The organism is Acanthopleuribacter pedis (assembly GCF_017377855.1).
GTDB classification, from domain to species: domain Bacteria; phylum Acidobacteriota; class Holophagae; order Acanthopleuribacterales; family Acanthopleuribacteraceae; genus Acanthopleuribacter; species Acanthopleuribacter pedis.
In genome coordinates, this window is the sequence record NZ_JAFREP010000015.1 from 46,629 (window position 1) to 71,678 (window position 25,050).

Annotated in this window: 18 protein-coding genes; 10 read left to right on the plus strand and 8 right to left on the minus strand. The window is 57.5% G+C overall.

The window, feature by feature from the left end; all coding sequences use genetic code 11:
* The first annotated feature begins 95 nt into the window (after positions 1-95).
* The 3 genes from J3U88_RS15985 to J3U88_RS15995 are packed head-to-tail and all read left to right on the plus strand — an operon-like array spanning position 96 to position 3,266.
* The gene (locus J3U88_RS15985) at positions 96-1,136 is read left to right on the plus strand and encodes a 3'-5' exonuclease (RefSeq protein WP_207859925.1); all 1,041 of its coding nucleotides are present in this window, start codon (positions 96-98) and stop codon (positions 1,134-1,136) included.
* Between the two features lie 56 nt (positions 1,137-1,192).
* On the plus strand, positions 1,193-2,497 hold the full coding sequence (locus tag J3U88_RS15990) for an SMP-30/gluconolactonase/LRE family protein (protein WP_207859926.1): 1,305 nt from the start codon (positions 1,193-1,195) through the stop codon (positions 2,495-2,497).
* A gap of 19 nt (positions 2,498-2,516) precedes the next feature.
* Entirely contained in the window at positions 2,517-3,266 is a 750-nt protein-coding gene (locus J3U88_RS15995; RefSeq protein ID WP_207859927.1) for a ferredoxin--NADP reductase, read from the plus strand.
* A gap of 6 nt (positions 3,267-3,272) precedes the next feature.
* Here J3U88_RS15995 and J3U88_RS35335 read toward each other — a convergent pair whose 3' ends face one another.
* From J3U88_RS35335 to J3U88_RS16010, 3 genes are all read right to left on the minus strand, one after another.
* A complete protein-coding gene (locus J3U88_RS35335) occupies positions 3,273-3,473 on the minus strand; it encodes a DUF1272 domain-containing protein (RefSeq protein WP_207859928.1) in 201 nt (66 codons plus the stop codon).
* A 387-nt stretch (positions 3,474-3,860) separates the two neighbouring features.
* Entirely contained in the window at positions 3,861-4,805 is a 945-nt protein-coding gene (locus tag J3U88_RS16005; RefSeq protein ID WP_207859929.1) for a response regulator, read from the minus strand.
* A 97-nt stretch (positions 4,806-4,902) separates the two neighbouring features.
* Positions 4,903-5,082 (minus strand): zinc ribbon domain-containing protein, encoded by a 180-nt coding sequence (locus J3U88_RS16010; protein ID WP_207859930.1) that lies wholly within the window; start codon positions 5,080-5,082, stop codon positions 4,903-4,905.
* A gap of 487 nt (positions 5,083-5,569) precedes the next feature.
* On the opposite strand from J3U88_RS16010, the gene J3U88_RS16015 reads away from it, so the two are divergent.
* Positions 5,570-6,862, plus strand: coding sequence for an AAA family ATPase (locus tag J3U88_RS16015; RefSeq protein ID WP_207859931.1), 1,293 nt, complete (start codon positions 5,570-5,572; stop codon positions 6,860-6,862).
* Positions 6,863-7,207: 345 nt separating this feature from the next.
* On the opposite strand, the gene J3U88_RS16020 is transcribed toward J3U88_RS16015, so the two are convergent.
* Positions 7,208-8,473, minus strand: a complete 1,266-nt coding sequence (locus J3U88_RS16020; RefSeq protein ID WP_207859932.1) for a transcription antitermination factor NusB — start codon at positions 8,471-8,473, stop codon at positions 7,208-7,210.
* A gap of 130 nt (positions 8,474-8,603) precedes the next feature.
* Positions 8,604-9,293, minus strand: a complete 690-nt coding sequence (locus J3U88_RS16025) for a Sir2 family NAD-dependent protein deacetylase (RefSeq protein ID WP_207859933.1) — start codon at positions 9,291-9,293, stop codon at positions 8,604-8,606.
* 675 nt (positions 9,294-9,968) lie between these two features.
* Here J3U88_RS16025 and J3U88_RS16030 point away from each other — a divergent pair.
* The 5 genes from J3U88_RS16030 (at position 9,969) to sixA (ending at position 14,815) form a co-directional block, all read left to right on the plus strand.
* Positions 9,969-10,949, plus strand: a complete 981-nt coding sequence (locus tag J3U88_RS16030; RefSeq protein WP_207859934.1) for an ABC transporter ATP-binding protein — start codon at positions 9,969-9,971, stop codon at positions 10,947-10,949.
* Positions 10,946-11,623: an ABC transporter permease gene (locus tag J3U88_RS16035; RefSeq protein WP_207859935.1), complete on the plus strand. Its 678-nt coding sequence runs from the start codon at positions 10,946-10,948 to the stop codon at positions 11,621-11,623. Before J3U88_RS16030 ends, J3U88_RS16035 begins: the two co-directional genes overlap by 4 nt.
* A gap of 48 nt (positions 11,624-11,671) precedes the next feature.
* On the plus strand, positions 11,672-13,207 hold the full coding sequence (locus J3U88_RS16040; RefSeq protein ID WP_207859936.1) for a GldG family protein: 1,536 nt from the start codon (positions 11,672-11,674) through the stop codon (positions 13,205-13,207).
* A gap of 10 nt (positions 13,208-13,217) precedes the next feature.
* On the plus strand, positions 13,218-14,147 hold the full coding sequence (locus tag J3U88_RS16045) for a DUF4340 domain-containing protein (protein ID WP_207859937.1): 930 nt from the start codon (positions 13,218-13,220) through the stop codon (positions 14,145-14,147).
* A 206-nt stretch (positions 14,148-14,353) separates the two neighbouring features.
* The gene (sixA, locus tag J3U88_RS16050) at positions 14,354-14,815 is read left to right on the plus strand and encodes a phosphohistidine phosphatase SixA (protein ID WP_207859938.1); all 462 of its coding nucleotides are present in this window, start codon (positions 14,354-14,356) and stop codon (positions 14,813-14,815) included.
* Positions 14,816-14,838: 23 nt separating this feature from the next.
* Here the strand turns inward: sixA and J3U88_RS16055 are convergent, their stop codons facing one another.
* Positions 14,839-17,367: a hypothetical protein gene (locus J3U88_RS16055; RefSeq protein WP_207859939.1), complete on the minus strand. Its 2,529-nt coding sequence runs from the start codon at positions 17,365-17,367 to the stop codon at positions 14,839-14,841.
* Between the two features lie 715 nt (positions 17,368-18,082).
* Here J3U88_RS16055 and J3U88_RS16060 point away from each other — a divergent pair.
* A complete protein-coding gene (locus J3U88_RS16060; RefSeq protein ID WP_207859940.1) occupies positions 18,083-18,418 on the plus strand; it encodes a PilZ domain-containing protein in 336 nt (111 codons plus the stop codon).
* Positions 18,419-18,439: 21 nt separating this feature from the next.
* Here J3U88_RS16060 and J3U88_RS16065 read toward each other — a convergent pair whose 3' ends face one another.
* Together J3U88_RS16065 and J3U88_RS16070 are read right to left on the minus strand one after the other, a co-directional pair.
* The gene (locus J3U88_RS16065; protein WP_207859941.1) at positions 18,440-21,655 is read right to left on the minus strand and encodes a two-component regulator propeller domain-containing protein; all 3,216 of its coding nucleotides are present in this window, start codon (positions 21,653-21,655) and stop codon (positions 18,440-18,442) included.
* A 12-nt stretch (positions 21,656-21,667) separates the two neighbouring features.
* On the minus strand, positions 21,668-24,937 hold the full coding sequence (locus J3U88_RS16070) for a sensor histidine kinase (RefSeq protein WP_207859942.1): 3,270 nt from the start codon (positions 24,935-24,937) through the stop codon (positions 21,668-21,670).
* Positions 24,938-25,050 lie beyond the last annotated feature (113 nt).

Genomic DNA, 25,050 nt, shown 5'->3' on the forward strand with positions numbered 1-25,050 from the left:
GCTGCCTTCAAACAGCTTGAACGGCAAGGGCCGCTACCGAGGATACCCGGCGCACACACAACGTATCGTGATCAATGATTTGGGATAGGAAACGTATGTCAAGAGAAGCTGCACTCGACCTGGAAAAACTCGTGGTGTTTGATTTGGAAACAACCGGCTTGGAAGCCGATTGCAAAATAGTGCAAATCGCGATGATTCGCGGCGAAAAAATCTACCAGAGTTTGGTAAATCCCGGCATGCCGATCCCCCCCGAGTCCACCGAAATTCACCGTATTACGGATGCCGACGTGGTGGACGCCCCCACGTTTGCCGACATCGTCGACGACGTGCTGGCCTTCATTCAAGACAGCGTTCTTTCCGGCTTTAACATCCGCAAATTCGATGTCCCCGTCTTGCGTCGCGAGGTGGCTGCAACCGACCGCCCCTTCCCGCCCCTGCCGATTCTCGACCTGTTCGAATTGAACCAAAAGATGAATCCGCGCACCTTGGCCTGGTTTTTCCAGCACTACACGGGCGAACCGATGGACAGCGAGGAAGCCCATGACGCGGTTTACGATTGCGCCTGCACCCGCAAGGGCTTTTTGGGTATGTTCGAAAAGCATCCCGACCTGCCGACTTCTCTTGATGAACTGACCATGCTGGCGGAACCCGAACGCCTGCCCGTGGGCGGCAGTGGTTGGCTGGCTTGGACCGGCAACCAAAGTGAACCCACGTTAACCCGCGGCAAATACCGCGGCTGGGCGTTGTCGGAAGTAGCGCGCAAAGAAACCTCATACCTCGATTGGTTGTGTTCTATCGACGCGGATTCGGCCACCAAAAATATCGTGCGCCTTTATAAGAACAACCGCGAAGGCTACCTGTCCTTGCTCAAGGAAGAACATCCCTTGCGCCTGGAGCCCAAGTACCTCGATTTACTCAATGCCATGGAACGCAAGAAGTCGGAACGCTATGATGAGTGCAAATTATTGGCAGAAAAAACCAAAGATGCGTCGTTGTTGTTTTTAGCGGCGGCCTGGGCGGTTCAAGAGAAACGGCCCGAGGCCAAAGAATTGGCTGAAATCTACTTGGCCGGCAAGGACGATAACGTCAAGGCGGATCGCCGCATTAATTTCCTCAAAAAACGCTTGGGCCTGTAACGCCTTCATCACCGACCAAACGAGGGCGCCGGGCAAAAGCACACAAAGGAGCCCTCGTGTCGCTTTTTCTCTGGTTTTCTTTACTCTTTTCCGACGTCGATGTGGCAGAACACATGGCCGCGCGCCAGGCTGTTCGCGAAGCCTTTAAAGCCGGCGATCAAGCCGCGCTGCTCGAACAGGCGCGTCGCTGCCACCAGGCATTCCCGCAAAATTTCCTCGGTCGTTACTACCTTACCGTCGCGCTGAGCCTCAACGGTCACACGGTGGAAACCCTGGCCCAGCTTAACGCCATTGCCGACATGGGTTACGACCTCGACGTCGGCAAGGACCCCTCGTTTAAGCAGTTGACGGAGCAGCCGGCTTACGCGGCGGTGGCCCAGAAGTTCGCCGCCAACCGTCAGTTGATCGACCACAGCACCGCGGCCTTTACGATCGATCAACCAGATCTTTTTCCAGAAGGTTTGGTCTTCGACCCCGGCGGCAAACGCTATTTCATCAGCAGCATTCACCAGCGCAAAATTATCAGCCGCGATGCACGGGGAACGGTCACCGATTGGCTGGCGTTCGACCCGGCCAAACCCGGCCTTTTGCCCTTTAGCATCTTGGGCTTAACCTTAAGCCGCGACGGAAAAAGTCTGTGGGTCACCAGTGCTTGCATGGACCAAACCAAGGCGGGTTGCGGCGACATGAACGGTCGCTCGGCGCTCATGAAGCTGCGCCTCAAAGACGGAAAGTCCCTGGGTGTTCACTTTTTCGGTGACGCCGAAAACCCCTCCGTGATCGGGGAGGTCATCAGCGACAAACGCGGGGTACTCTACCTCAGCGACAGCACGGCCGGGGTGATTTACCGCAAGCCACAGGTCAAAGACAAGGGTGAAACCTGGCAGGACCAGCCGGAACCTTGGCTGCGCTCCCCATTGCTCCGTTCACCGCAAGGCCTTGCACTGTCGGCCGACGAATCCCTTCTTTATGTGGCTGATTACAGCTTCGGCCTGCTGGTGGTTGATATCGCAACCAAAACGATCCAACCTCTCAGCGCACCGGCCAACCTGTTAACCTCGGGCGGCGATGGTTTGGTTCGCTACAAAAACCATCTCATCCTGATTCAAAACGGTGTCAAACCCCATCGGGTAGCGGCATTTCAATTGGCAAAAAACGGGCGCGCTTTGACCGGCCAAAAGGTGCTGGCGGCCAATCATCCCGCCTTTGACGAACCCACCCTGGGCACCTTGGTCGGCGATACCTTCACCTTCCTCGCAAATAGCCAGTGGGGCCACTACGACAAGCAATTTCAACCGGTTACGGACAACCTCAAACCCATTGAGTACCGCGCGATTGATTTGAAAAAGGCCCTCCCTTAACGTGCTGAAGGAACCGCCCATGCCGTTTCCACCCGCGGGCTTCCAAGAAGCCGTTATCACCGAAAAACACACCGTGAACGCGGCGGTCGTCACGGTGTGGCTGAGCCTCGACACCGCCGTCCCCTTCGCCCCCGGGCAATGGGTCGATCTGGTGGTGCAGGGTATTGATCGCGCCGGTGGTTACTCCATGACCTCCACCCCGGGTGAGATGCAGACGCGTCGCGGCCTCGGCTTGGCGGTGCGGCAAGGGCGTCACCCGGTCACCCAAGCGATTCACCGGCAACTCGCCGTGGGCGACCGGGTTGCGATTCGGGTGGGCGGCGATTGTGTGTGGCGGCCGCAACAAACCCGCCCCCTGTTCCTGATCGCCGGTGGGATTGGCATCAACCCAATGTGGTCCATTTTCCAGACCGCCGCCGTCAGCGACCCCACGCGGCCGATCACCCTCGCCTATTGCAGCAAAGATCCCGACACAACCCTTTTTGCCGAGCCCATCCGCGCCTTGGCTCGGCAAAACCCGCACCACAAGGTTTCTTTTTTCTTCACGGCCCCCGTGCCGGAAGCGGTGCAAGCTCGCCGGCGTGAATTGGATGAACAGGGTATCCGCCATGAGTTCGGCCGTCCTTCAGCAGAGACCTGGGTCGCGCTCGTGGATGAACCGGGCGCGGTCGACACCTACATGTGCGGGCCGCCAGCCATGATCGACGCGCTGAGCACCACCCTGCCGGACCGTGGTTTCGCAAATCTGTACTTTGAAAAGTGGTGGTAGCTGTGCTCAGAAAGAGCCGGTCGAGGTGACGGGGGCCGGATTGCGCTTGGGACGCGCAACGAGTTCGCCGCGACAATTGGGGCAAACGAATTTAAAACGTTTGCTACAGTCGGGACAAAAGGTGCATTCATAACTACAAATAAAGCAGGGGCTTTTAAGCACCAGTGTCGAATTGCAACTTTCGCAGGCATTTTTCATTTGAAGCATTGCTTCCCTCAAAGATCAAAAGTCGTAACGGCCTTCCCAACCCGCATGGCTTACAAGGAATCTGCCGCGAATCCTTGTACCTAAGAAGCGCGACTCGCGGTGATTTTAGCTAAACCTCTAGGCTGCAACGGTCTGTGAAAATGCTCACCGCACCCAGTGGGTGCGCTTCCGCTTTTCCCAAACCATTTCGCTCCAGATCTTTAGCCAAAATCCCTCACTTTTATCGCGCTTCTTAGGTTGTAAGCCATGCAGGCTAACAGGTCATCTTGGTGCAAAACGGCGGTGCGGTGCAAGGACTTCATTCACCGAAGCGGCCGGAGGAAGCATGGTTCACCTTCGAGGCGCGCTCTTAAATCTAAAAAGGCGCGAGAAACCACGCCTATCGGTTTAATCATCGTCGGAGATGAGCGTCTCCATTTTGCTGGTCAACAAATCAAAGTGTTCGCCTAAAGCTTCCACGGCTTTGTGTAAGTCGGGGTCGAGGTGGGCGTGCGGGGTAATTTCATGCACCAGGCCGCGGATCACCCGGAGTTCGTTGGCAATGACCTTGCGCTCTCGTTCCCATTCCTTACGCGGCAGAATCCAGCTCATGGCACCGACCATGTGGGTGGCCCGACCTTCCTTGCGATCAAAAACGGCGATACCGAAATCGTGAACCCAATGGTAATTCCCGCCTTTGAGCCGAACGCGATAGTCGGCTTCATAGTGGGGGCTCTGTTGCTGCTGATGCGCACGGAGTGCTCGGGAAACCCGCTCAAAATCGGCGGGATGAATCCGAGAAAACCAGGTGTCCAAATGGTCGGGCAGCTCATCCGCCTGGAAACCGAGAATCCCCTTCCAGCGCGGCGAAAAGAAAATTTTGCCGTCGGCTAGGTTCCATTTCCAGAGGCCGTCGTTGGGTTCACGAAACTCAGGCTCGCGTTCGGTCGGTGCTTTTTGGGCATAACGCCGCAGGCTGGACAGCTCCAAATGTTGTTTGATTTTGATGAGCAGAACGGCGGGGTCTTTGTGTTTGGTGATGCAGTCATTCGCACCCGCTGTAAAAAATTCGACGATTTTGTCGCGGTCGTCCACGGAGGTAAGCATCAATACGGGCAGATCCTGCTCGCTCCAGGTTTGGCGAATCGCTTCGAGCAGGGCGGGACCGTCCATCTCGGGCATAAACACGTCGGCGAGGACCATGTCCACGCCTTGTTCTTCCAGTGCATCGAGTGCCTCGCGCCCGTTGCCGACGGCACGCACCCGGTAACCCGCTTTTTCGAGATGGAGGCCCATCATTTTTCGGGTAAAAACTTCATCTTCAACCACCAACAGGGTCGCTTTTCCGCCCAAGGTAACCTCCCCGGCTCGCCGTTCCACGGTTTCTCTCGAGTTCTTTAGCATAGAAGCTTGCCACACATTCACCAAGCGGGAAATGACAAGGCCGTGTTCAAGGAATCGCCTCGGCCTGAAAAGAGACGATCTCGCCGTGCTCAACCTGGTACGCGATTTCAATAGGATTGCAACAGACTTCACAATCTTCGATATACCGTTGGTGGGCGACACTCGTATCGAGCAGCATCGAGATGCGCTGCCAACAGGTCGGACAGGTAAAAAAGGTTTCTTCCAAAAGCTGCCTCGCGCCAAGGGTTCTTTTCATTAGGACGCTGGGCCGGCTCCATTGACAGACATCCCTAAAAGCGCCTATGATGAGGTTCTTTCCGAGTGTTATTTTACCTAAGAAGCGCAATAACTCGCGGCGATTTTGGCTAAACCTCTGGGCTGAAACGGCCTGTAAAAATGCTCACCGCACCCTACGGGTACGCCTCCGTTTTTCCAAACCATTTCGCTCCAGATCTTTAGCCAAAACCCCTCGCTTCGCGCCTCTTCGGTTTTAGCCCGTTTCGCTTGCTTGCATGGTAGGACGTGGCCGATTCGAGAAGGCCACCTTTATGCGGCGAAAGGCAGACCTCGGTCCCGTGTCGCCGGCGTTCGTTCCATCTTACGGCGTACCCATGATTTGATTTCAAGTAAGTGTCGCGATTCCCCTTCATGATGCCGGCTGTTGCTTTCTGTTTCCACCGATTCCCCGGACGTCCCCAAAGGATCTACCGCCCATGACCAAAAGAATCATTCCCATCTCCTCGGGAAAAGGCGGCGTCGGCAAAACTTCGTTTGCCATAAACCTCGCCCTCTGTCTTTCGAAATTCGGTAAAACGGTACTCGTCGACCTCGACACGGGCACCTCCTCAATCCGCAATGTGATCGGCGCGCCAATCCGGCGTGATCTTTACCATTTTTACAAAAAAGGGGCCTCTCTCGACGAATGCATCACCACCCTGCCGCTGATTCTGGATCCCGAGCGCGCATTTAACAATTTCGGCTTCGTCGCCTCCCCGCTCCACATGATCAATTCGATTGCGAACCTGGACCAAAACGACCGCAACAAAATGATCGACGCGGTCAACGGACTCGATGCCGACTTTGTGATTCTGGATTTACGCGCCGGTTTGGATCCCTTGGTTACCGATTTTTTGCCGCACAGCAACACGGGCATTTTGGTGTTCACCCCCAACCACCCAGCGGCAACCCTCGCCGCATCTGATATTGTCAAAGCAGCCCTATTCCGCAAGGTACGCGAAGTGTTCCATATCGGCTCACCGGTGTACGAGTACTTTGCGCGCGGCGCGATTAACCCTGAAGCGATCAATGAGAAAATCGACATGGCCGAAGATGTCTACGAGCACGACATTGCCAACCTCGACGTGTTTCTCGATCAATTACGCGAGGAAACCAACGACCACCCCATTGTGCAAATGCTCAACGACATGGTGGAGTACTTTCGGGTTTACTACGTGCTCAACCGCTTCGACAGCGTTGAAGCTTCGTTTGAGACCGCGGTTAAACCTTTTGTCGAAAATATTTCCGACAACATCTCGCCGCGGGTCAACATTAGCAACCTGGGCTGGATCATGGAATCCAAGCGCTACCACCAGTGCAACATGGACTCGGTGCCCTATATTTTGCAACACCACGCCAAGATGAACACGTCCACGCCCCAGAAGGGGTCGACCCCCAAAAGCAAAAAAAAGATCGACAAGAAACTGGAAGCCCTTTACGAGTTAACCGGTCTGCGCAAAGAAAAGCCCACCAAAAAAGCCAAAAAGGCCCCCAAGAAAGGGCCAACCGAGGACGCGCTGATCTCGCAGCTCAACGCCATCGAAGCAATGTACAAAACCAAAAAGAAAGAAAACGAATACGAGAACTTTGAGTACATCATCTCGTGCATCCGCTACCTTTTTGAAAGCAAGCGCCTGTCGGACTTCGGTGACACCCGCCTGTTCAAGAAGGGGGAATTGGTCCCGCTGATGCTGCGCAAACGCATGGGGAACACCAACACCCTGCTCTAGCGAACACTTTCTGTTTTTTAAAAAAAGCATCGGCTAGCCCTATTTTTCCCGACATTTTTTTCAGGCAAAAAATCTGAGAGAAACCCACGTCATTACCGCGGACCAAGTTCTCCACCTCATAAAAAAGAACACGATTCTTCTCGGGAAGATGGCTAACTCATCGTTTTCTCCGACCCAAAGCGTCGGGCACCAAACCGCCGATCACTTCATCCTTCACACAATTTCGACACCTTAAACGGCAACGCCTTCCCACCCGCATTAGCGTTTAGCCAAAGCCTACCAACGCCCTCGCCATGCTTAAATTTGCACCTCGCAAAAGACCGGGGTCGCTGCCGACCTTCACCATCAGGGCTTTTGCAGCAACACCGCTTGGAAGCCGTCAAAGGCAACGTCCGGCTCGATGAGCAGGCCGTTTTCTTGCCATACCACCGGTGCCCCCGCCGGGATCAATTCCTTCAACCGATCATTGGCAATGTGCGCGTCCTCGGGCAAGGCGGGGATCTCATTTTGATCAAGCGAACAAACGGAATAAAGCACATGGCCGCCCGGCTTTACGTATTGCCAAGCCGCTTTCATCAAAGCGGCTTGCACGTCAAACATGGCTGCGTCGGCGGGCTTTTCCTTGTGCCGTTTAATTTCGGGATGCCGGCCTAAAATTCCAATGCCGCTGCAGGGCGCATCAAGCATCACCAAATCAAATTCACCAGTGCAGTTCATTTGGGTCGCATCGCCGACAATCAATGGGAAGTTCAGGTTCAGGCGCCGTTGGTTCTGACGGATGAGACCCAGTCGGTATTCATCCAAATCGCAGGCGGTGAGTTCAGTCTCAGGCGAAAACGCCGCGAGGTAACAAGCCTTGCCGCCCGGCGCGGAACATAAATCAATGGCTTTGGCCGGGCTCAAACCGACGGCAACATGGGCGATCAATTGCGACGATTCGTTTTGGATGTAGACGCCTTGCTCCAGCCAAGCCTCCGGCACCGCCCCTTCTCGGCGTCGGCAGTGCGGTAACACCGGCGATACAACGTCGTCCCCAGACAACACCGCATCGTCTCCCGGCAATTCGCCGCCTTGGTGCCAGTAACTGAGCAAACCACGTTCGGACCAACGTTTGATCCAGGTTGCGACCCGTTCCGGTCCGTGTTGCTTCACGAGCAGTTTTTCCAACCAGCGCGGTAAAAGCCAAGAGGCCTGGTCCCGTTCCCGCCAAAGATCGTCCCCGGCCCGCTGTGCATTGCGTAGCACCGCGTTCACCAAACCTTTCAGGCGTGGAAAACCCAGCTTCCTGATGTTGCGGTTGGCCTGGTCAATGGTCGCGTAATCGGCGGAACGCATAAAACCCAACTCATAAAGCGAGGCGAGCAACAACCAATGGACCTCGGGAGGGAATTTGGGCTTGGGACAAAACTGTCGCAACACCTGCTCCAAGCCGGGTAGGAACCGAAAGGTCCCGTAAACAATTTCATGAGCAAAGGCCAAGTCCCGAGCATCGAGTTGGTAGGCAAACCGGGCCATGGCCTCGGGCACCAATAAACGCTGCCGGGCCGCGGTTACAAGACAACGAACCGCCAACATGCGGGGATCAGAAATGGGTCGACCGGCTTCAACCATCAACCACCTCCAGACAAGGATGCTCGGGGGACGCACCGCGAGAAATACGCGCTAGCTTACCCCAGCACGCCCCGCGCACCAAGCGAAACCGGATAACCGACAGGCGGAAGCGGTGCGGAGCGTCACCCCCTCAGCCCGTCAAAGCCGCGGCCATACGCGGCAAAGCGATGGTTGCACACTCGGCCACCAACCGAAAGTCCGTGCGTTCACAGGCGACAAAACCAGGGTTGATCAGCACCTTATCCACGGCGCAACGGGCGAGGTCAACCAAGCCGGCGGCGGGATAAACCGTCAGAGATGTACCGATAACCCAAAAGAGATCTGCCGCGTCAATCGCCTCCGCGGCGGCGGCCAGGTGTAAAACCGGCTCCCCAAACCAAACGATGTGGGGACGAAGTTGGCTACCACGGGCACATTTGTCACCCAAGCGGAACCCATGGGCCGGGGTGGACGTGACAACCTTTGGATCCAAAGCGCCTTGGACCTTGGTTATTTCACCGTGCAGATGGAGCACCCGTTTGCTACCGGCTCGTTCGTGAAGGTCGTCGATATTCTGGGTAACGACGGTTACATCCAAATGATCCTGAAGGTCGGCCAAGGCCCGATGGGCGTCGTTGGGCTGAGCTTCACGTACATTCGTCAGCACCTTATTCCAAAAGGCGAGCACCGGCTCACGGTTCCGATGCCAGGCCGTCACCGAGGCAACAGCTTCGTGGTTCTCTTGAGTCCAGAGACCGTCAAGGTCGCGGTAGGTTTTCAATCCACTGCCCGCGCTCACGCCGGCGCCGGTAAAGGCGACGAGTTTCTTTCGTTCCGACACGGCACAACCTCCCAAACCCCGATGTTTTCGGAAAATTCACCCACAAGCCGTCCCAAACGGCAAGGGTAACCCACTCGGACAATCCCAAAAAAATCTGAAAAGCAAACCCGAAGTCAAGATTTTTCATAGGGTTATCATCATAAAAACGCAAATCAGTCACAACTGATTCCTGACGCTTGTGTTAGGATTTAGCGTGTCTATCACTATGGGGCGCCGCGAAGAACGCACCGCACCCATCCTGTTGCTCAATGGTCCTATGGTTTCGCCAATAAGCGGGCCGACCCCGGCAACCCATCGACCGCGCTACCACAATGCGGTCGTTCTATGCAGCCATTCGGAAAGGCGCGCGGCGCCGGCCCTCGGAATGACGAAAGCCGACCAGACAATGCGGCTTGCTTCTATTCTAAATGAATGCATTCTGATCAGGTTTAAGTTGCTATGTCGCGCCACCTTAGCACGTGGTCCATGGAAGTCAACGGCAAATCGCCTACCTGTATCGACCTTCAAGTGAAAAAGCGATCTAAGTCCTGGAACCCTGTTGCAGATTCGCCGGCTTCACCTCCCCAGGCTAGGAAGGAAAACGCCCTTCTCAGTACGAGCCCACGCGAGCACCCGGTAAATCGGCTTTTTCGCAAGACACCCACCTTCCTTTTTTGTGATTCAAGAGGTCCCTTTTTGGAAAAACAACCAACACAAGCGGTGGTCGAACTCGATAACGTCAAAAAACGCTTCTCCTCCGTGTGGGGTAAACCGCGCTATGCCCTGAAAGGCATTTCTTTCAAACTCAACCGCGGCGAAATTACCGCCTTTTTGGGCCCCAACGGCGCGGGAAAAACCACCACCAAACGACTGATCGCGGGTTATCTGTTTCCAGATGAAGGTTCTGTCCGCTTGCTGGGGGTCGATCCCTTTGAGCAAGGCAAGCAAGTCCGCACCCGTATCGGTTACCTGCCCGAACACAACCCGCTCTACAACGACCTCCAGGTGATCGACGCCCTGCAATTTGCGGCCGGCGCCAAAGGGTTACGCGGAAAGCAAGCGCGCAAAGCAATTCAGGAAGCGGTTGAGTCGTGTAAGCTGGGCGATTTACTCAAACAAACGGTTGGCAACCTGTCGAAAGGAACCCGTCAACGCATCGGCCTGGGCCAAGCCATGCTCGGTAACCCCGAGGTTCTGCTTCTAGACGAACCCACCAACGGCCTGGATCCCAACCAAATAAAAGACATCCATCTGCTGATCCGTAAACTGGCCTGCCGTCGCACCGTACTGCTCTCCACCCACCAACTTCACCCCGTTCCTGAATTGTGTGATCGCGTTCTCGTGCTAAACCAGGGCCACTTGGTTTATAACGGAGCCACCAGCACGCTGCTGAACCAAAGTCGCACCCGCGCCTGCCTGGTCACGGACCAAAACCCGGAAACCGTGCGCGCCCAACTCAGCGGTTTAGGCCTCAACCTGGACCCGTCCTTTAAACAACTCCCCGGTTCAGGATTCTACAGCTACCGGATCCACGGCACCTGGGACGATCACCGCATGGCAAAAACGGTAAAACAATGGTCGGATCTCGGCTGGCACATCGGCGGCTGGCACCTGGAAGCGAATCCCATGGAACACCTGTTCACCCAACTTACCAACAACGAGGTCTCGGCTTCATGATCGCCACCCTGGCCGTGGCCCAAAAAGAAATCCGCCACGGCTTAAACGCGCTGTTTTTTTATCTGATCGCGGTGGTCTTCGCCGCCGCCCCGGCCTTCTCCTTATTTTGGAACCCGGCGCCAACCAACGTTTTTATAAGCAATCACACCTCCCTGGTGGGGTTCTTCCAGGTCTTGCCCCTTTTCCTGACGGTGTTTGTCCCCGCTCTGGCGATGCGCGCCTACGGAGAAGAGCACCACGCCGGCAGTTTTGAGCTCTTGCTCACCCAAGCCGGGGATTGGCCGATTGTGTTGGGGAAATTTCTCGGCAGCTTCATCATTCTTTTGGTCGGCCTCGCCGCAACCTTCGGCCTCCCACTTCTGGTTGCCCAACTCGGCGATCTCGATTGGGGACCGGTTTTCGGCGGCTACCTGGGTGCCGTGCTTTTTGGCGCGGTCTGTTTGGCGGTGTGTCTTAGTGCCGGCGTCTTCTGCCCCAACCAGACATCCTCTTTTGTGGTGTCTCTGTGTTTGCTCGGAACCCTGATGGTGCTACCCGTTCCCGCGCTCAACATTCAAACCCGCTTCCAAAACTTTGCAGAAGGCTTGGTGCTTTTTCCCGATCTGGGTTTCTTCATCGGCCTCACGGCCTGTTTTCTCACCATTAACCGCATCGCCATCGGCCTGCGCCGCTAAATCCAACCACCGAGATCACCTTTTATGATCATCCGCCATCGATCCATCATGCTTCGCAACCTTTTCGGTTTACTTGCCCTTGCCGGTCTTGCCGCCGCCACCCAATGGATACCACTCCGTTGGGATCTTACCGAAGAAGGCCGCCACACGTTAAGCGACACAAGCCGAAAGATGGTGGCACGCCTGGAAGACGTTTTAACGATTGAGGTCTTGGTTTCCGAGGCACCCCCGGCCCACCTTCGCCCCCACCTCCAACGCCTGACCACCCTACTCCAGCAATACAGCCAAGCAGGGGGTGGCAAAGTCGATCTGGTCGTTCGTCACCCCGCCAACGAGCAAGATCTGGAACAGGAACTGGAAAAACGGGGACTCAAGCGCGCCCGCGTGAACCAAGTTCGCGATGATCGTTTAGAAATGGTGGAACTGTGGTACGCCCTGCGCCTGCGTTACGGGGAACACGAGGAAGTTTTCGCGGACCTAACCCAGTTACGTGAACCCGAATACCAACTCACGGCCGCGATGCTGCGTCTCACATGGGACGGGCCGATCACCATCGGCTTGGTGGGACCGCCGCTGTCTTACGGAAACGGGGGTTATGCCTACACCGAGGACGGCAACCTAAAAACGGTCATCCAAAGTCTCAGCGAGACCTACGCGGTCAAAGTGATCCCCGTCATGCCGGGCGAACCGTTGGTTCTTGACGGATTGGACGCGGTATTTGTCTGGGGTTTGGATCGGTTTGAGCCGGTTCAGCACTACCAATTCGAACAATGGCTGTTGGCAGGCCATCCTGCAACCTTACTGGTCGGCGGCGTGGCGCTCGATCCGGTATACGCGGTGGCTGAATCACGGGCGGTTACTGATGTGGACAGTTGGTTCGACCACCTCGGCTTCAGGGTAGAACGCGCCCTGGTCGCGGATCAGTCCTCGGCGCGGGTGAGGTACACCGAAAGCAAACCCCCCGTCCTGAAGGCATACCCCCTGTTTCCCGAACTCAAGGCTGCCGGCGGTGGTCTGGGACAGGAAGAACGTGCCCATCACCAAATAAACAGCTTGGTCGTCCCCTGGTGTTCACCCCTTACGCAAACGCACCCGGCGGGCGTCACCACCAACATCATCGGACAAAGCTCCGAGCAGGCCTGGCTTCAAAAAGAAACCTACCAACTCGATCCCGCCAAGCTACCCGGCCCGACACAGTTTGACCAGTACGCAATCGGCCTAAAGCTCGGAGGCCGCTACAATGCCTATTTCCCACGACCGGAACATCTCCCGGCGGAAAACCACCTCGCGCGAGGCGAGCACACGACCTTGCGGGTGTGGAGCAGCGAATTTTTACTGACCTCGATCCGCAAAGCGGGCACCTTGGTGTGGGTTAACCAAACCGCCGACGCCATGACCCGTCAAAGCCTCACGGTGGGCATCCCGCGCCGCGACAACGCGGCCCGACCACTCAAAGCCTTGACCGAATCGGAACGCAAGCGAACCCGCCTGTTGAGTTTACTTGCCGCACTGCTGCTACCGGCCCTGATCGGTACCGCCCACCTCTGCTACCGCCGCCTGCGTTCGGTTGATCCTTATCTGTAGGGAGCCTGTCATGTTTCGTTCCCAATTCCGCCCGCGACAGTTTGTCTCTTTGGCGAGCTTGCTCCTGTTGCTCGGCTGTAGCCAAACCACCGACCAACCCGACGGTGCACCCCTTGCCGTGGAAAAAGACAAACCGCGGCCCACGACACCGACACCGCCACGCGCGAACACCCAAGCCATTACCGAGATCAGGCTAAACAACAACGGGGAAACGGTGACGCTCCAGCGCACGGGTACGCGTTGGTTGCTCCCGAACCATCGTCAATGGGCGGCTGAGCAGACCTTCGTACGTGGCCTGCTCAATGGGCTGGATAGTTTGGCCGGCGCTGAACCCGTGGGCCTTTACCCGAAAGAGGCCGCCCATTTCGGCTTCAACAAAACCAATGAAGTCACCTTTTTAGACAAAACGGGCAAGACCCTTTTTCGCGTAGCGGTTGGGGCGGCAACCAACGATCAACACGCGGCCTTTATTCGCATCAACGACGGCCCCACGATCTTCGAGGCGGCGGCCCCTTGGTTCGCAAACACCCACCGTCCCACCTGGGGAAACCGAACCTGTTGGCAGGTCCCCGCTTCATTGTTGACATCCGTCCGCCTACAAACGGGTGGCGAAACCACCGTGAACCTTAAAAAGACCGAACAAGGCTGGCAAGATCTCACCCCCAATCCGATGAAGATCACCCCTCAATTCGAGGCGGGGGTTTTACCGAAATTCGCCCACATTCGCGCGGGCGGTTTGCATTTCAATCCAGAAACCCTAAGGGGCCGCAAACCCATCGCCCAACTGACCATCACGGCCGCACAAGCGGAAATGACCTTGGTCTTCTTTGAGGGTGAATCGGGTGATTGGCTGGCCGGTTACCGACAAGGCTACCCCGTGGTTTTTTTATTCGACCGAAATTTCTTGCAGCGCGCCACGACCATGGGGCCCACCCCCTAAGCCGCCAAACCAATGCCTTACAACACTTTAACAAAAAGAAAACCGGGTCATCGCAACGAAAAGCCCACGGCGCATCTCGAATAAGATTCGATTTGGCGGTAGGAAGAAGAAGCCGCCGTTCCTTCGCTTTTCCACTAATAATTCGTTCTCTTTTCTTGTAGTCTGGGGAAAGCGGAACGCGGAACTTTTCTCAAAAGGACAAAGCCATGAGTGCCGACCCACTTTATTTGATTCGCCATGGGCAGGCAGAATATCCACCGTCGGGTATGCCTGATCGTGATCGCGCCTTAACCGACGAAGGCCGCGCCGATGTCGACAAGCAGGCCAAAAAACTGTTGGCCAAGGGTGTTACCCTGCACGCGATTCGGCACTCGCCCTACAAACGCGCCATTGAAACAGCGCTGATCGTCCATAAAACCTTTCCCGACGCGGCACTGGTGGAGATGCCTGAGCTGATCCCCGGTGGCAGCGCGGAATCCATCCTGATGAACATCGCGGAGATCGAACGGCCGACCCTGTTGGTTTCCCACCTGCCGGTGATTGCCGAGGTGGCAAGCAGCTTGACGGGCACGGCGGTGACTTTTTATCCAGGAACCTGCATCGGGGTATACCGCAAGTCCGAGACCCCCTTCTCCGCGCAACTGCTATGGACGGAGCATCCTTTTTAAGGCGGCATCGGTACCGCGCGGGTTCAGGCGATTTTTCCCAATTCCTGTAGTGTCTCTTGGTCAAAATGCATCACAAACCAACGCACCCAGCGCCGTCCGGTAGACCGTGAATTCGGCTGGAAATAATCCACAAAAAACACCTGTTCGGATTCCACGAACCGCTGGTAGACATTCAAGGTCTGAATTCCCTGCATCCGAATTTTGACAGGCTGGTATTCGTTTTTGGTAAGTGCAATAACCGCCTCGTGGCCCCAGCGGTTGGTGATGGAGGCAATTTCTTCGAAGCGCTGGTCGGCCCGACTCCGAGAGCGGAAGTGACCCGCCATGGCAAACAGATGTTGAATGGCGGTTAAAGCGGCTTCCTGAACATCGACTTGGGCGGGCATGTGCATGACGGCCCGGCGAAAATGGGTAACCTGGGGGTTGTAATTGCCGCGGTGAACCTTGGGCGCCTTTTTAATTTCACTGGGAGATAAGGTCCGCGCCCCCAGCGCGTTGGGAACCTGCGGTACTTTTTCGAGCGCCTTGGCGGGTTCAGGCGCCTGGGCGGCGGGCGTGGGCGCGGGCACCGCGGCGGGTGGGGCACCGCCGGAAATGAGCGCATCAATCGCCGTCTTATCCAACATATCTCCGCCGGCCGGGGCCGGGTTGGCCGGTGCAGGCGCGGGGCTGGGCGCGGCGGCGTTTCCGGCGATCAAGGCATCAATCGCCGCTTGGTCCAAAAGCTCCGGTCCGCCTGAAGGCGGCGCGGATGCAGGAGCGGCCGGGGGCGGAGCGGCTGCCTGCCCGGCTAATAAGGCGTCTACCGCGGCTTGGTCGAGCGTCGTTTCAGCAGGTGCGGCATGCTGTGCCGCCAACAGTGCGTCTACGGCATTTTGATCCAACGCGGCGGTTTCAACAGGCGCGCCACCGCCGCTCTGACCGGCAATCATCGCATCGATGGCCGCTTGATCCAGCAAGCCGCCACCGTCGTCCGCCGCGGCCGGGGTCGCACCGCCGCCGCTCTGACCGGCCAGCATCGCATCGATCGCCGCTTGATCCAGCATGCCCCCGCCGTCGTCCGCCGCGGCAGGGGCCGCACCGCCGCCGCTCTGACCGGCAAGCATCGCATCGATGGCCGCTTGATCCAGCATGCCCCCGCCGTCGTCCGCCGCGGCAGGGGCCCCACCGCCGCCGCTCTGACCGGCCAGCATCGCATCGATGGCCGCTTGATCCAGCAAGCCGCCACCGTCGTCTGCCGCGGCCGGGGTCCCGCCACCGCTCTGACCTGCCAACATCGCGTCAATCGCCGCTTGATCTAACAAGCCTCCCGATTCTCCCGCCGGTTCCGGGGCCGCCGCTTGCGCCCCGCCGCCTTGCTGTTGCGCCAACATTGCATCGATGGCCGCTTGATCCAGCAAGCCGCCACCGTCGTCCGCCGCGGCCGGGGTCCCGCCACCGCCGCTCTGACCTGCCAACATCGCGTCAATCGCCGCTTGATCTAACAAGCCGCCCGATTCTCCCGCCGGTTCCGGGGCCGCCGCTTGCGTCCCGCCGCCTTGCTGTTGCGCCAACATTGCATCGATGGCCGCTTGGTCCAGCAAGCCGCCACCATCGTCCGCCGCGGCCGGGGTCCCGCCACCGCCGCTCTGACCTGCCAACATCGCGTCAATCGCCGCTTGATCTAACAAGCCTCCCGATTCTCCCGCCGGTTCCGGGGCCGCCGCTTGCGCCCCGCCGCCTTGCTGCTGCGCCAACATTGCATCGATGGCCGCTTGGTCCAGCAAGCCGCCACCATCGTCCGCCGCGGCCGGGGTCCCACCACCGCCGCTCTGACCTGCCAACATCGCGTCAATCGCCGCTTGATCTAACAAGCCGCCCGATTCTCCCGCCGGTTCCGGGGCCGCCGGTTCCGGGGCCGCCGCTTGCGCCCCGCCGCCTTGCTGTTGCGCCAACATCGCATCGATGGCCGCTTGATCCAGTAAGCCCCCGCCCGCATCCTCCGCGGGTGCCGGTGCCGGTGCCGGTGCCGGTGCCGGCGCGGCGCTCGCTTTCGGCGTCTTGCCGCCCCCCGCACTTTGTTGGGCCAGTAGGGCGTCAATCGCCGCCTGGTCCATCATCCCACCCGAATCCGCGGGCGGTGGCTGGGGCGCCGGCTTCGGTGGCGGCGCCTTGACCGCACCGCTCTGGTGTTGGGCAAGCAAAGCGTCAATCGCCGCTTGATCCATCATCCCGCCGCCGGCCGTCTCGTTCGCGGGTGTGGGTTGCGGTGGCGCGGGTGTCGGGGTTGGGGCGGCGGCTTGCCGGGGTGGCGCCGGTTTACCGGCACGTTGCGCCAACAGGGCGTCGATTCCCGCTTGGTCGAGCGATCCCGCGTCGGCCGGCGCCGTGGGCGCGGGGGCAGACTTTTCCGGCTCGGCAGAATTTGCAGCTTTTCCTTGTTGTGCCTGGGCGATCAGTTTGTCAATGTCAGATTGATCCATCATCCCGCCGGACGAACCCTCATCCGCGGTCTCGCCGCCCTGATTACCGAGCAGCATGCTGATCTCTTCCTGACTTAACTTCTCTTTCATGAAGACGTGTCCAAAACCATCGCTGGGAAATATCTGCCGAATAAATCACGAAAAGCCCGACTAAGGTCCTTTATCTAGCAGATACCATACCGATTTCACCTGCATCTGCGCCCAACCCCTGCAACCGGAACAGCAAGGCCCGCAACGCGCGTTTTCCCAACCTGGCAAAACCAGGGCGCCGACAAGAAACGGCGCCACGCGCGCCCGAAATGCCCCAAACAGCTAACCCGCATTGCTTGCAAGGAATTCTGCTACGGGGCAACCCATGCGATTACCAGGGTTTGCCTCCCGCGGGGCGGCCTTCCGCGGGGCGGCCTTCCGCGGGGCGGCCTTCCGCATTACTTGGTCGAGCCGCCTTCGCCTTAGCTGCTACGCCGAAAGGTCGAACCCCTATGTCGTGGCTTGGTCGTAATCCTCATACTCACAAGGCTTTCAGCTTCTCGCGACGAATCCTTGTGAGAGATGCGGGCTAACGGCTTTGGCACGAAGGCGGTCCACCAATAGCTGCCAAGGGTGCTTTCCTTTTTTATCGACCCACATTCGCGGTTCCTGAAGCACCTTACCCACTTTCTCAAAACCGTCGCTGATTGAGTTAACGAAATTACGATCTTGAACCGAAAAAGAAAGAAAACAAGATGCGGGGGAAGACGGGCCTCACATGAAGCGCGCCTCGTATGCCCCATCCCCCGATTCCCGTCACAATGCGGAGGTCCCCGTGACTGAAAACCGGAGATCCTACAAACGCTTCGAAACCGATATGGTGTTCTGGATGAAGACGTTGGATACCGACGACAGTTTTAACCCATTCTTCGTAGAAAACATAAGCGCGGGCGGGATCTTGGTGAACACCCGGATCCCCCTGGCCGTCGGAAACAACATGCTGCTGAGTTTCGAATTGCCGCAACACACCGATCTGATCGAAGCAACCGCCGAGGTCCGCTACACCAAAGAAATCCGTAAAAACCACTTTCAATCAGGCTTAAAGTTTACGTCCGTTGACGGAGTCCCCTCCTCCGTCCTGCTTGATTACTTGGAAGAAATTTTCCAGTAACCATGTGCCGGGAACCGTGGTTCATACAGCGGATTCGTTTTCTTCCACCGGCAGAACCAAACTCAAATGGGCCGAACGATCCGTTGCGGATGTTTCGACCTGAAGCGATGCAGAGAAATCGGCCAGCAGGCGCCGACAAAGGGCAAAATCCATGCCTGCCAAGCTATCCAGATCAGGCTCCTCGGCCAAAGCCTGGAGTTCCTCCATCGAATAGCCGACCCCGCTAAAGCCGATCTCCACTTTAACCTCGCGCCGACCAAAAGGGCGTGTGGTGATTTTCAGCTTACGCATTTCGCCCTCCTTGATCGTGTCAAGGGAATTCCGACCACAGCGCACCAACAACACCAGCACCTGCATTAATCGAGCCTTGGGAACCTTCACCAATGAGACCGGCATCAAGTCCTGAATCAACTCGACTTGGTTCTCCAACAAAATCGATTGTTTAATGCGACACACATCTTCCACCACAATGTTGAGATCCACTGTTTCCTCAAATGAGGTTAACTTGGCGTATTGCTGCTGGGCCTCCACCAATCCACATACCTGGTGCACCAACTCGCGAAAACCCACCACCTGTTCAATTTGCTCCTCCCAACGCGCGGCAAGCGCGTCACGAAGCCGTTCGTACGCGGCAACTCGGGCCATGGCCTCTTCCTCATCCCATGCTTCGGCGCCGCGATCAAACGCCGCTTGCAGGCGGGCGGCCTCAGCCCGCAACCCATCCAGCCCCGTATTCTGGTTCAGGCCCCGCTTCAAGCCGCGAATGTATTGGTCCAATTGACTCAAGGTCTGGTCCACGTTCTGCAAAACACTCATGCCGATTTCGGCCATGCCCGCGTAATGAAACCGCTGCACCATCACCTGGTTCAACTCAGTTTGCTGTCGGGCAAAGGTTTTGAGCTCTTTTTGGCCTTCCGCAAGGGATTGAGCCACACGTTGATGACGCCCCCGCCCCTGAAAATGCAGAAAGCCAACCAACAACAAGCAACCCACCACAATCGAAACGGGCAACCACAATCGCATGGAAGCCAGCCAGGACACGCCCGCTACTTCTAGCACCAAATCCGCCGTCGCCCCTCGATTCACACCGGCTTGCCGAATCCTTACCTGGTAATGACCCGGCGCCAATCCACTGAGAAACACCGAGCCCCGTTCGCTAATCGGCAAATCCCGCGTTTGGGTGCCGCTGAGTTGTGCCGTAAAAACCGGAGGATCAGACACCGCCAAACGCGCGGCGGTAAACAACACCTCAATGCGCCGTGTTTCGGCCGGAACCGCCAAGGGCCCCTCGGGGAAAAACGCACGGCCGTCTAACCGAACGGCATTCAGAACGGGAACAACCGGCGCATCGGGGCGCACGGCACGGGTGGGATCAATGCGCACCAAACCCGCCACGGTGGGAAACCACAATCCACCGTCACGTGAAATCATGCCCGCGGGATGGGTTCCCCCGGAACATTCGGCACTGAGCATCCCGTGGCGATGATCCAACAACAAACCATCGATCCGCTCGCGGGTTCCCGCGGCCAATTGGTTCAAATCCCGTTTGGCCACCCGGAAAATGCCACGATGGCTGCTTATCCAGAAATAACCCAGCCCGTCCAGAAGGACCCGAAACGGTTTGTTGTCAAAAAAACCTTGATCGGAGGTAATCGTAAAATCGCGGTCGCCTTGAATGCGAATCAAGCCGCGTCCATAGGTCGCGACCCACACAATCCCTTCTGAATCGATAAAAAGATCGGCGATAAAGCCTTCGTCGAGCCGAGCTTCGAAGGTTCCCCCCGCATCGGAATCCAAGCGGTACAAACCGTGGGCGGTGCCAACCCAAGGCCGGCCCGCCTCATCAAAGGTCAAGGCCGTCACCGGTTCGGGGAAGGCGCGCTGCTTGATGATGGTGAAATCGTCCAAGTCTACCAAGGAGAGCCCTTTTCCCCCACCAACCCACAGGCGACGCGTCCCCGGTTGCAGCGCCATAACCCGGACCCGCCGACCCTCATGCCATTCGGTCAGCGCTTTCTGGACGGTAAAACCGGTCTCATCTCTGACCAGCACCGTGCCACTGTCGTAGCCAACCCACAACCGTTCCGCCTGTTTATCCATGGCCAGGCTGTACACCAAGGATTCGGGATAACCTTCTTCCGAACCATACCAGTGAACCGTCTCCCCGTCCTTACACCCCAAGCCACCAAGCGTACCGAACCACAAACGCCCCCGACCATCCTCCACCGTACAACGCACTACCGCGTTTCGCAAACCCTGATCCACACCGAACGTGACCACCCGCCCCGTGCGGAAGCGAACCAAGCCGGAGAGATAATAGCCGAGCCACATCCGCCCGACACGGTCCGCGTAGAGCACTTGCGCAAAGTCTCGCTCCACGCGTTTTTCGAAAACCGGCTTTTCTTCGCGCCAATCAAAACGAAACAAGACGTGATAACCCGCAACCCACATACGACCGGAACCCGCAATTTCCAAGGCGCTTAAACCACGATCCAATCCCGGCTGATCACGGCCGACCCAAACAAAGGTCTCCCCTACTTGCCGCAATAAACCCGCCGAGGTAGCAAACCACATCCGCCCACGGGGATCCCGTTTCATATCGGCCACCAGCACAGGACCCTCGATACCGGGAACGGGCAGAAATCGTACGGAACGACTGTCGCCGCGGTACAACCCGGAGTTTCGCGCGATCCATACCCCGCCTTCTCCATCCAAGGCCAGACTGTTGACCGTGTCGTAACCCGTCACCGAGCCGGGATCAACTTGCTGAACCCCGCCGTCTACAATCTTTAGGAGTTCACCCCGTAAGCCGCCCGCCCACATTTGGCCCGGCCCCGCCCAACAGAGCGCGGTGACGGTTACCTTGGTAAGCCCTTCAATTTCCTGAACTTGGCGCCGGTAGGGGCCGCTTAAAAGAAACAAACCGCGATTGGTGCCCACCCACAATACCCCGGCATCCGTTTCCACCAACGACAAAATTTCACGACCTTGCAGCGGGGAAACATGTTCACTCCAATTCTCAAAGGTAACCCCGTCAAAACGCACCAGACCTTGCTGGGTACCGACCCACAGGAACCCGTCGTGGCCCTGTAAAACAGCGGTGACATGGTCCTGTGGCAAGCCCTGGGCCACCGACCAATGGTCGCGAACCAACTGGCTGAACTGAAGATTGCCGTCCAAGGCAAAACCCGGCGACACAAGCAGCCACAACACCAAGCATCCAAGAATCTGTTTCATCCCTGTTTCATCCTAAGTACTCCGAATCAACAGTTTAAAGGCGGCACCACCCAGGGGACCGCGGCCGACGACGGTCAAATCACCCTCCATCTCACGCATCACCTTGCGGCAAAAATGAAGCCCGAACCCATGGCCGCCCACTTTGGTGGTAAAACCATGACCAAACAAATGGGCCATGTGATCTTCCGCGATGCCCGGTCCGGAATCATTGACTTCGACCACCACAAACCCATCCTGTTGGTAGCTCAAAATGGAAATCAACCGCTTGCCGCCAGGTTCATTTTCCAACATGGCCTCACAGGCGTTTTTGATGAGGTTCACCAAAATTTGTAGGATTTGAGACTTCTTTCCGCGCACCGGCTCTAGGGGTAACAAGTCATGTTCTACTTCAATACTGTACTTTCGCAAGGTGTGGCTCTGCATTTTCACCGCATCCTCAATCAGGATGTTGATGTCGAACAGCTCGAAAATCGGTTTTTGGATCTCACTCACCGAAAGCACCAACTCCTTCATATGAGCTGACTGCACCTGGAGGTTGGCAACCTCGTCAAATAAGTCCTGCTGGTGCTGATCCAATAAGTCGGCTATTTGCGTGTACGTCTCCGGTAACCGCCGCGCCCGAGGTGAATGTGCCAAAAAGGTGCGTCGCGCCGCGGCTGTTTCGGGGAACAAGGTGCCAATGCGTGTCAAAACCCCGTAGACCCCGGTGCCACGCAATAACTTTTCAATGACCCCCGCCGATACGGAGACACTGTTCAAGACATTGCCCATGTTGTGCAACAAGTGGGTCACTACCTCATTTTGAGAAGCCTGCCCACCCACTTCGTCGATTTGGTGTTGGGCCCGCGCCAGTCGCGCGCGGCTTTCTTCCACCGCCATATAAACCTTGCCGTGTTTGACGGCCACCGGGCGGTAAGCCTTTTTAAACCAATGTCGCTGGGCACCAATCAAGGCGGCCCCTAGGATTGCCGCCGCCAAAGCCAGACCCGCGAGCAGTCCGCCTTGGGCAAACCAAGGCGTCGGTACCGTCACCGGTAGCACCGACGTAGCCTGCAAATCACCCCGGCCGAATGCCCGAACTTCGAACTGGTATTCCCCCGGCGGAACATGGGTGTAATCCAACCGAGACAATGCATTGACCTGGTCCCATTCACGATCAAACCCGGCCAAACGCGCGTAAACATTGAGTGAACCGGGCGCGCGATGTTCAATCGCGGAAAAATGAAGTGCCAATTGCTGAAAATCAGGCGGTAACAAAACAGGTGCCTGAAGGGGCAAATCCCGACCGTCCACGGTGAGTTTTTCGAGGATGACCGTCGGTTCCCGCCACCGTTGTGTCGCGCGGGCACGCAGGTCGGGATCAACCAAAACGGCACCGGCCGTGGTGGCAAACACCAGACGGCCGTCGCTGAGTCGCACCAGACCGGGCGAGCCACCCATATTGCATTCAGCCCGCACCATGCCGTCGGCCTGCCCGAACAGGAAAACCCGATTCAAGGCAACCCCGGTGTCCAAGGCTTCATCGAGAAGAGACGGTGTCACCATGAATACCCCAATGTTGGAAGGGATCCACAGGTTGCCCTCCGCGTCGGAGAGAACCCCAAACAGGGATTGCCCCTCCAATTCGGGAATACGCACCGGCCGAGGTTGATCCGCGTCAAAAACCCATAAGCCGGCGCCCGTCACGGAGAACACCACTCGGTTGCGGGCGTCGAAACCAACCGCCAGCACATCCACCCCGTCCACACCCATCTCATCTAGGGGGTAATGATCAATGCCGGCTTCACGTTTCACCAAAAGGCCTTTATCGGTCCCCAGCCACAAGGCACCGTTCTCATCCTCAGCCATGCTTTGCACGGTGGCGGCATCCAAGCCATGCTCTTGAAAGAGCCGGAAAACCGTCCCGTCAAAACCCCCTAATCCTTCCGCCATCCCAAACCAGATGCGCGACGTCCGATCCACGAAAAGCGGGAATACCAAACCGGGCTCCACCACATCGCCGCCGGCGTCCCGCATCACCACCTTGCTAAGCGCGCGCCCGTCCCAGCGCATCAAGCCCGAAAGTGTGCCCATCAACACGCCGCCGGCCCCGTCGTCGGCGAGCGAAAAAGCGCGTATGTTCCTAAGCGGTTCCGGTAGCGGGAGCACCGCCCCGGTTCGCGCATCCAGCCAGGTCAAGCGTCCCCCGTCACGGCCCAGCCACAGAACCCCTTGGTGGCCGAAAACAGTCCAGGTGAGCGCGTCCTGTAACCCTTTTCCGGGCAAGAACGTTTGAAACAAACCAGGATTAAAACGATGCACGCCGTTTTCAAAATTCGCGACCCACATGTAACCCTCGCGATCTTCAAACAAGGCCGTAATCCGTCCCAGCGGAATGCCTTGGATGGATTCAAAAAACCGCGTTTCACCGTCCGCGTAGAGACCTAAACCAAAAGTCGTTCCAAACCACAACACGCCTTGCCGGTCCCGTGCCAAGGTTAAGATTCTGCCGCGATCTGATTGGGCCTTATCTGAAAAAACAAGGGTGGCTCGATCCCCCTCAAGGCACCACAAACCCAGGTCCCCATCGGCAACCCAAACCTTGTCACCTTCCGTCAACAAAGCCTGAACATCGTTCGGCGCAAAATTGGGAAACACCACCTTTTCAAAGTTTCCGTCACGTCCCCGCAGCAAACCCCCGGCACCACCGGCCCAAATGGTTCCGTCCGTTTCAGCCAAGGCCTTGATGGTCCGCAACGAAACCGACGAAACCGGTGCCAAAGAGGCCCCCTCCCCACGAAACAAACCGTTGCCACCAGTGCCCACCCATAGGGCTCCCGAATGATCGAGGAACAAGGCACGCACGGGTCGTCCCCCCACGGCATCTTGGCTGTATGCCCGCGTCACGGCTTGGTCCTGAAAACGCCACACACCCTGCCCATGAGTTCCCCACCAAAGAACGCCCTCGTGGTCACGGTGCAAACGGGTCATATCGTCACGGGGAAACGCGTGACCTGGGTGGCCATGCTGCAAGCGCATAAATCGACCGTCAAAACGAATCGCACCTTGTTGCGCGGCGAACCACATAAAACCATGCTGATCTTGGCTGATCCCCTGCAAGGAATGCCCGGCTAAGCCTTCGCGATGGGTCCAGTGACGATGATTCATCAGGTTGAGGTCCGGCGGTCCCGCCAATAACCCAAAAAGGGAGAAAACAACGGCAACCGTCCATCGCATCAAGCGACCCAGACGGGGTTGCATTCCAGAAGGAAACCCATGGTGGTTAAAAAAAAAGAGGCGCATGCTTTCGTCACGTGCTTTGATGAGATGGATCGGCGGCCCAGCGTCACCGATGCGCGGGAAACGGATCCCGTCACCTGATGACGTATTGCAGTTATCGGCACTTGGCCCGTGTT

Bases quoted from the DNA above. Each gene is read 5' to 3' on its own strand.
- J3U88_RS15985 (WP_207859925.1), top strand. From the start codon at position 96: ATGTCAAGAGAAGCTGCACTCGACCTGGAAAAACTCGTGGTGTTTGAT.
- J3U88_RS15995 (WP_207859927.1), top strand. From the start codon at position 2,517: ATGCCGTTTCCACCCGCGGGCTTCCAAGAAGCCGTTATCACCGAAAAA.
- J3U88_RS35335 (WP_207859928.1), bottom strand. From the start codon at position 3,473: ATGCTTCAAATGAAAAATGCCTGCGAAAGTTGCAATTCGACACTGGTG.
- J3U88_RS16015 (WP_207859931.1), top strand. From the start codon at position 5,570: ATGACCAAAAGAATCATTCCCATCTCCTCGGGAAAAGGCGGCGTCGGC.
- J3U88_RS16020 (WP_207859932.1), bottom strand. From the start codon at position 8,473: ATGGTTGAAGCCGGTCGACCCATTTCTGATCCCCGCATGTTGGCGGTT.
- J3U88_RS16035 (WP_207859935.1), top strand. From the start codon at position 10,946: ATGATCGCCACCCTGGCCGTGGCCCAAAAAGAAATCCGCCACGGCTTA.
- J3U88_RS16040 (WP_207859936.1), top strand. From the start codon at position 11,672: ATGCTTCGCAACCTTTTCGGTTTACTTGCCCTTGCCGGTCTTGCCGCC.
- J3U88_RS16045 (WP_207859937.1), top strand. From the start codon at position 13,218: ATGTTTCGTTCCCAATTCCGCCCGCGACAGTTTGTCTCTTTGGCGAGC.
- sixA (WP_207859938.1), top strand. From the start codon at position 14,354: ATGAGTGCCGACCCACTTTATTTGATTCGCCATGGGCAGGCAGAATAT.
- J3U88_RS16055 (WP_207859939.1), bottom strand. From the start codon at position 17,367: ATGAAAGAGAAGTTAAGTCAGGAAGAGATCAGCATGCTGCTCGGTAAT.
- J3U88_RS16065 (WP_207859941.1), bottom strand. From the start codon at position 21,655: ATGAAACAGATTCTTGGATGCTTGGTGTTGTGGCTGCTTGTGTCGCCG.
- J3U88_RS16070 (WP_207859942.1), bottom strand. From the start codon at position 24,937: ATGCGCCTCTTTTTTTTTAACCACCATGGGTTTCCTTCTGGAATGCAA.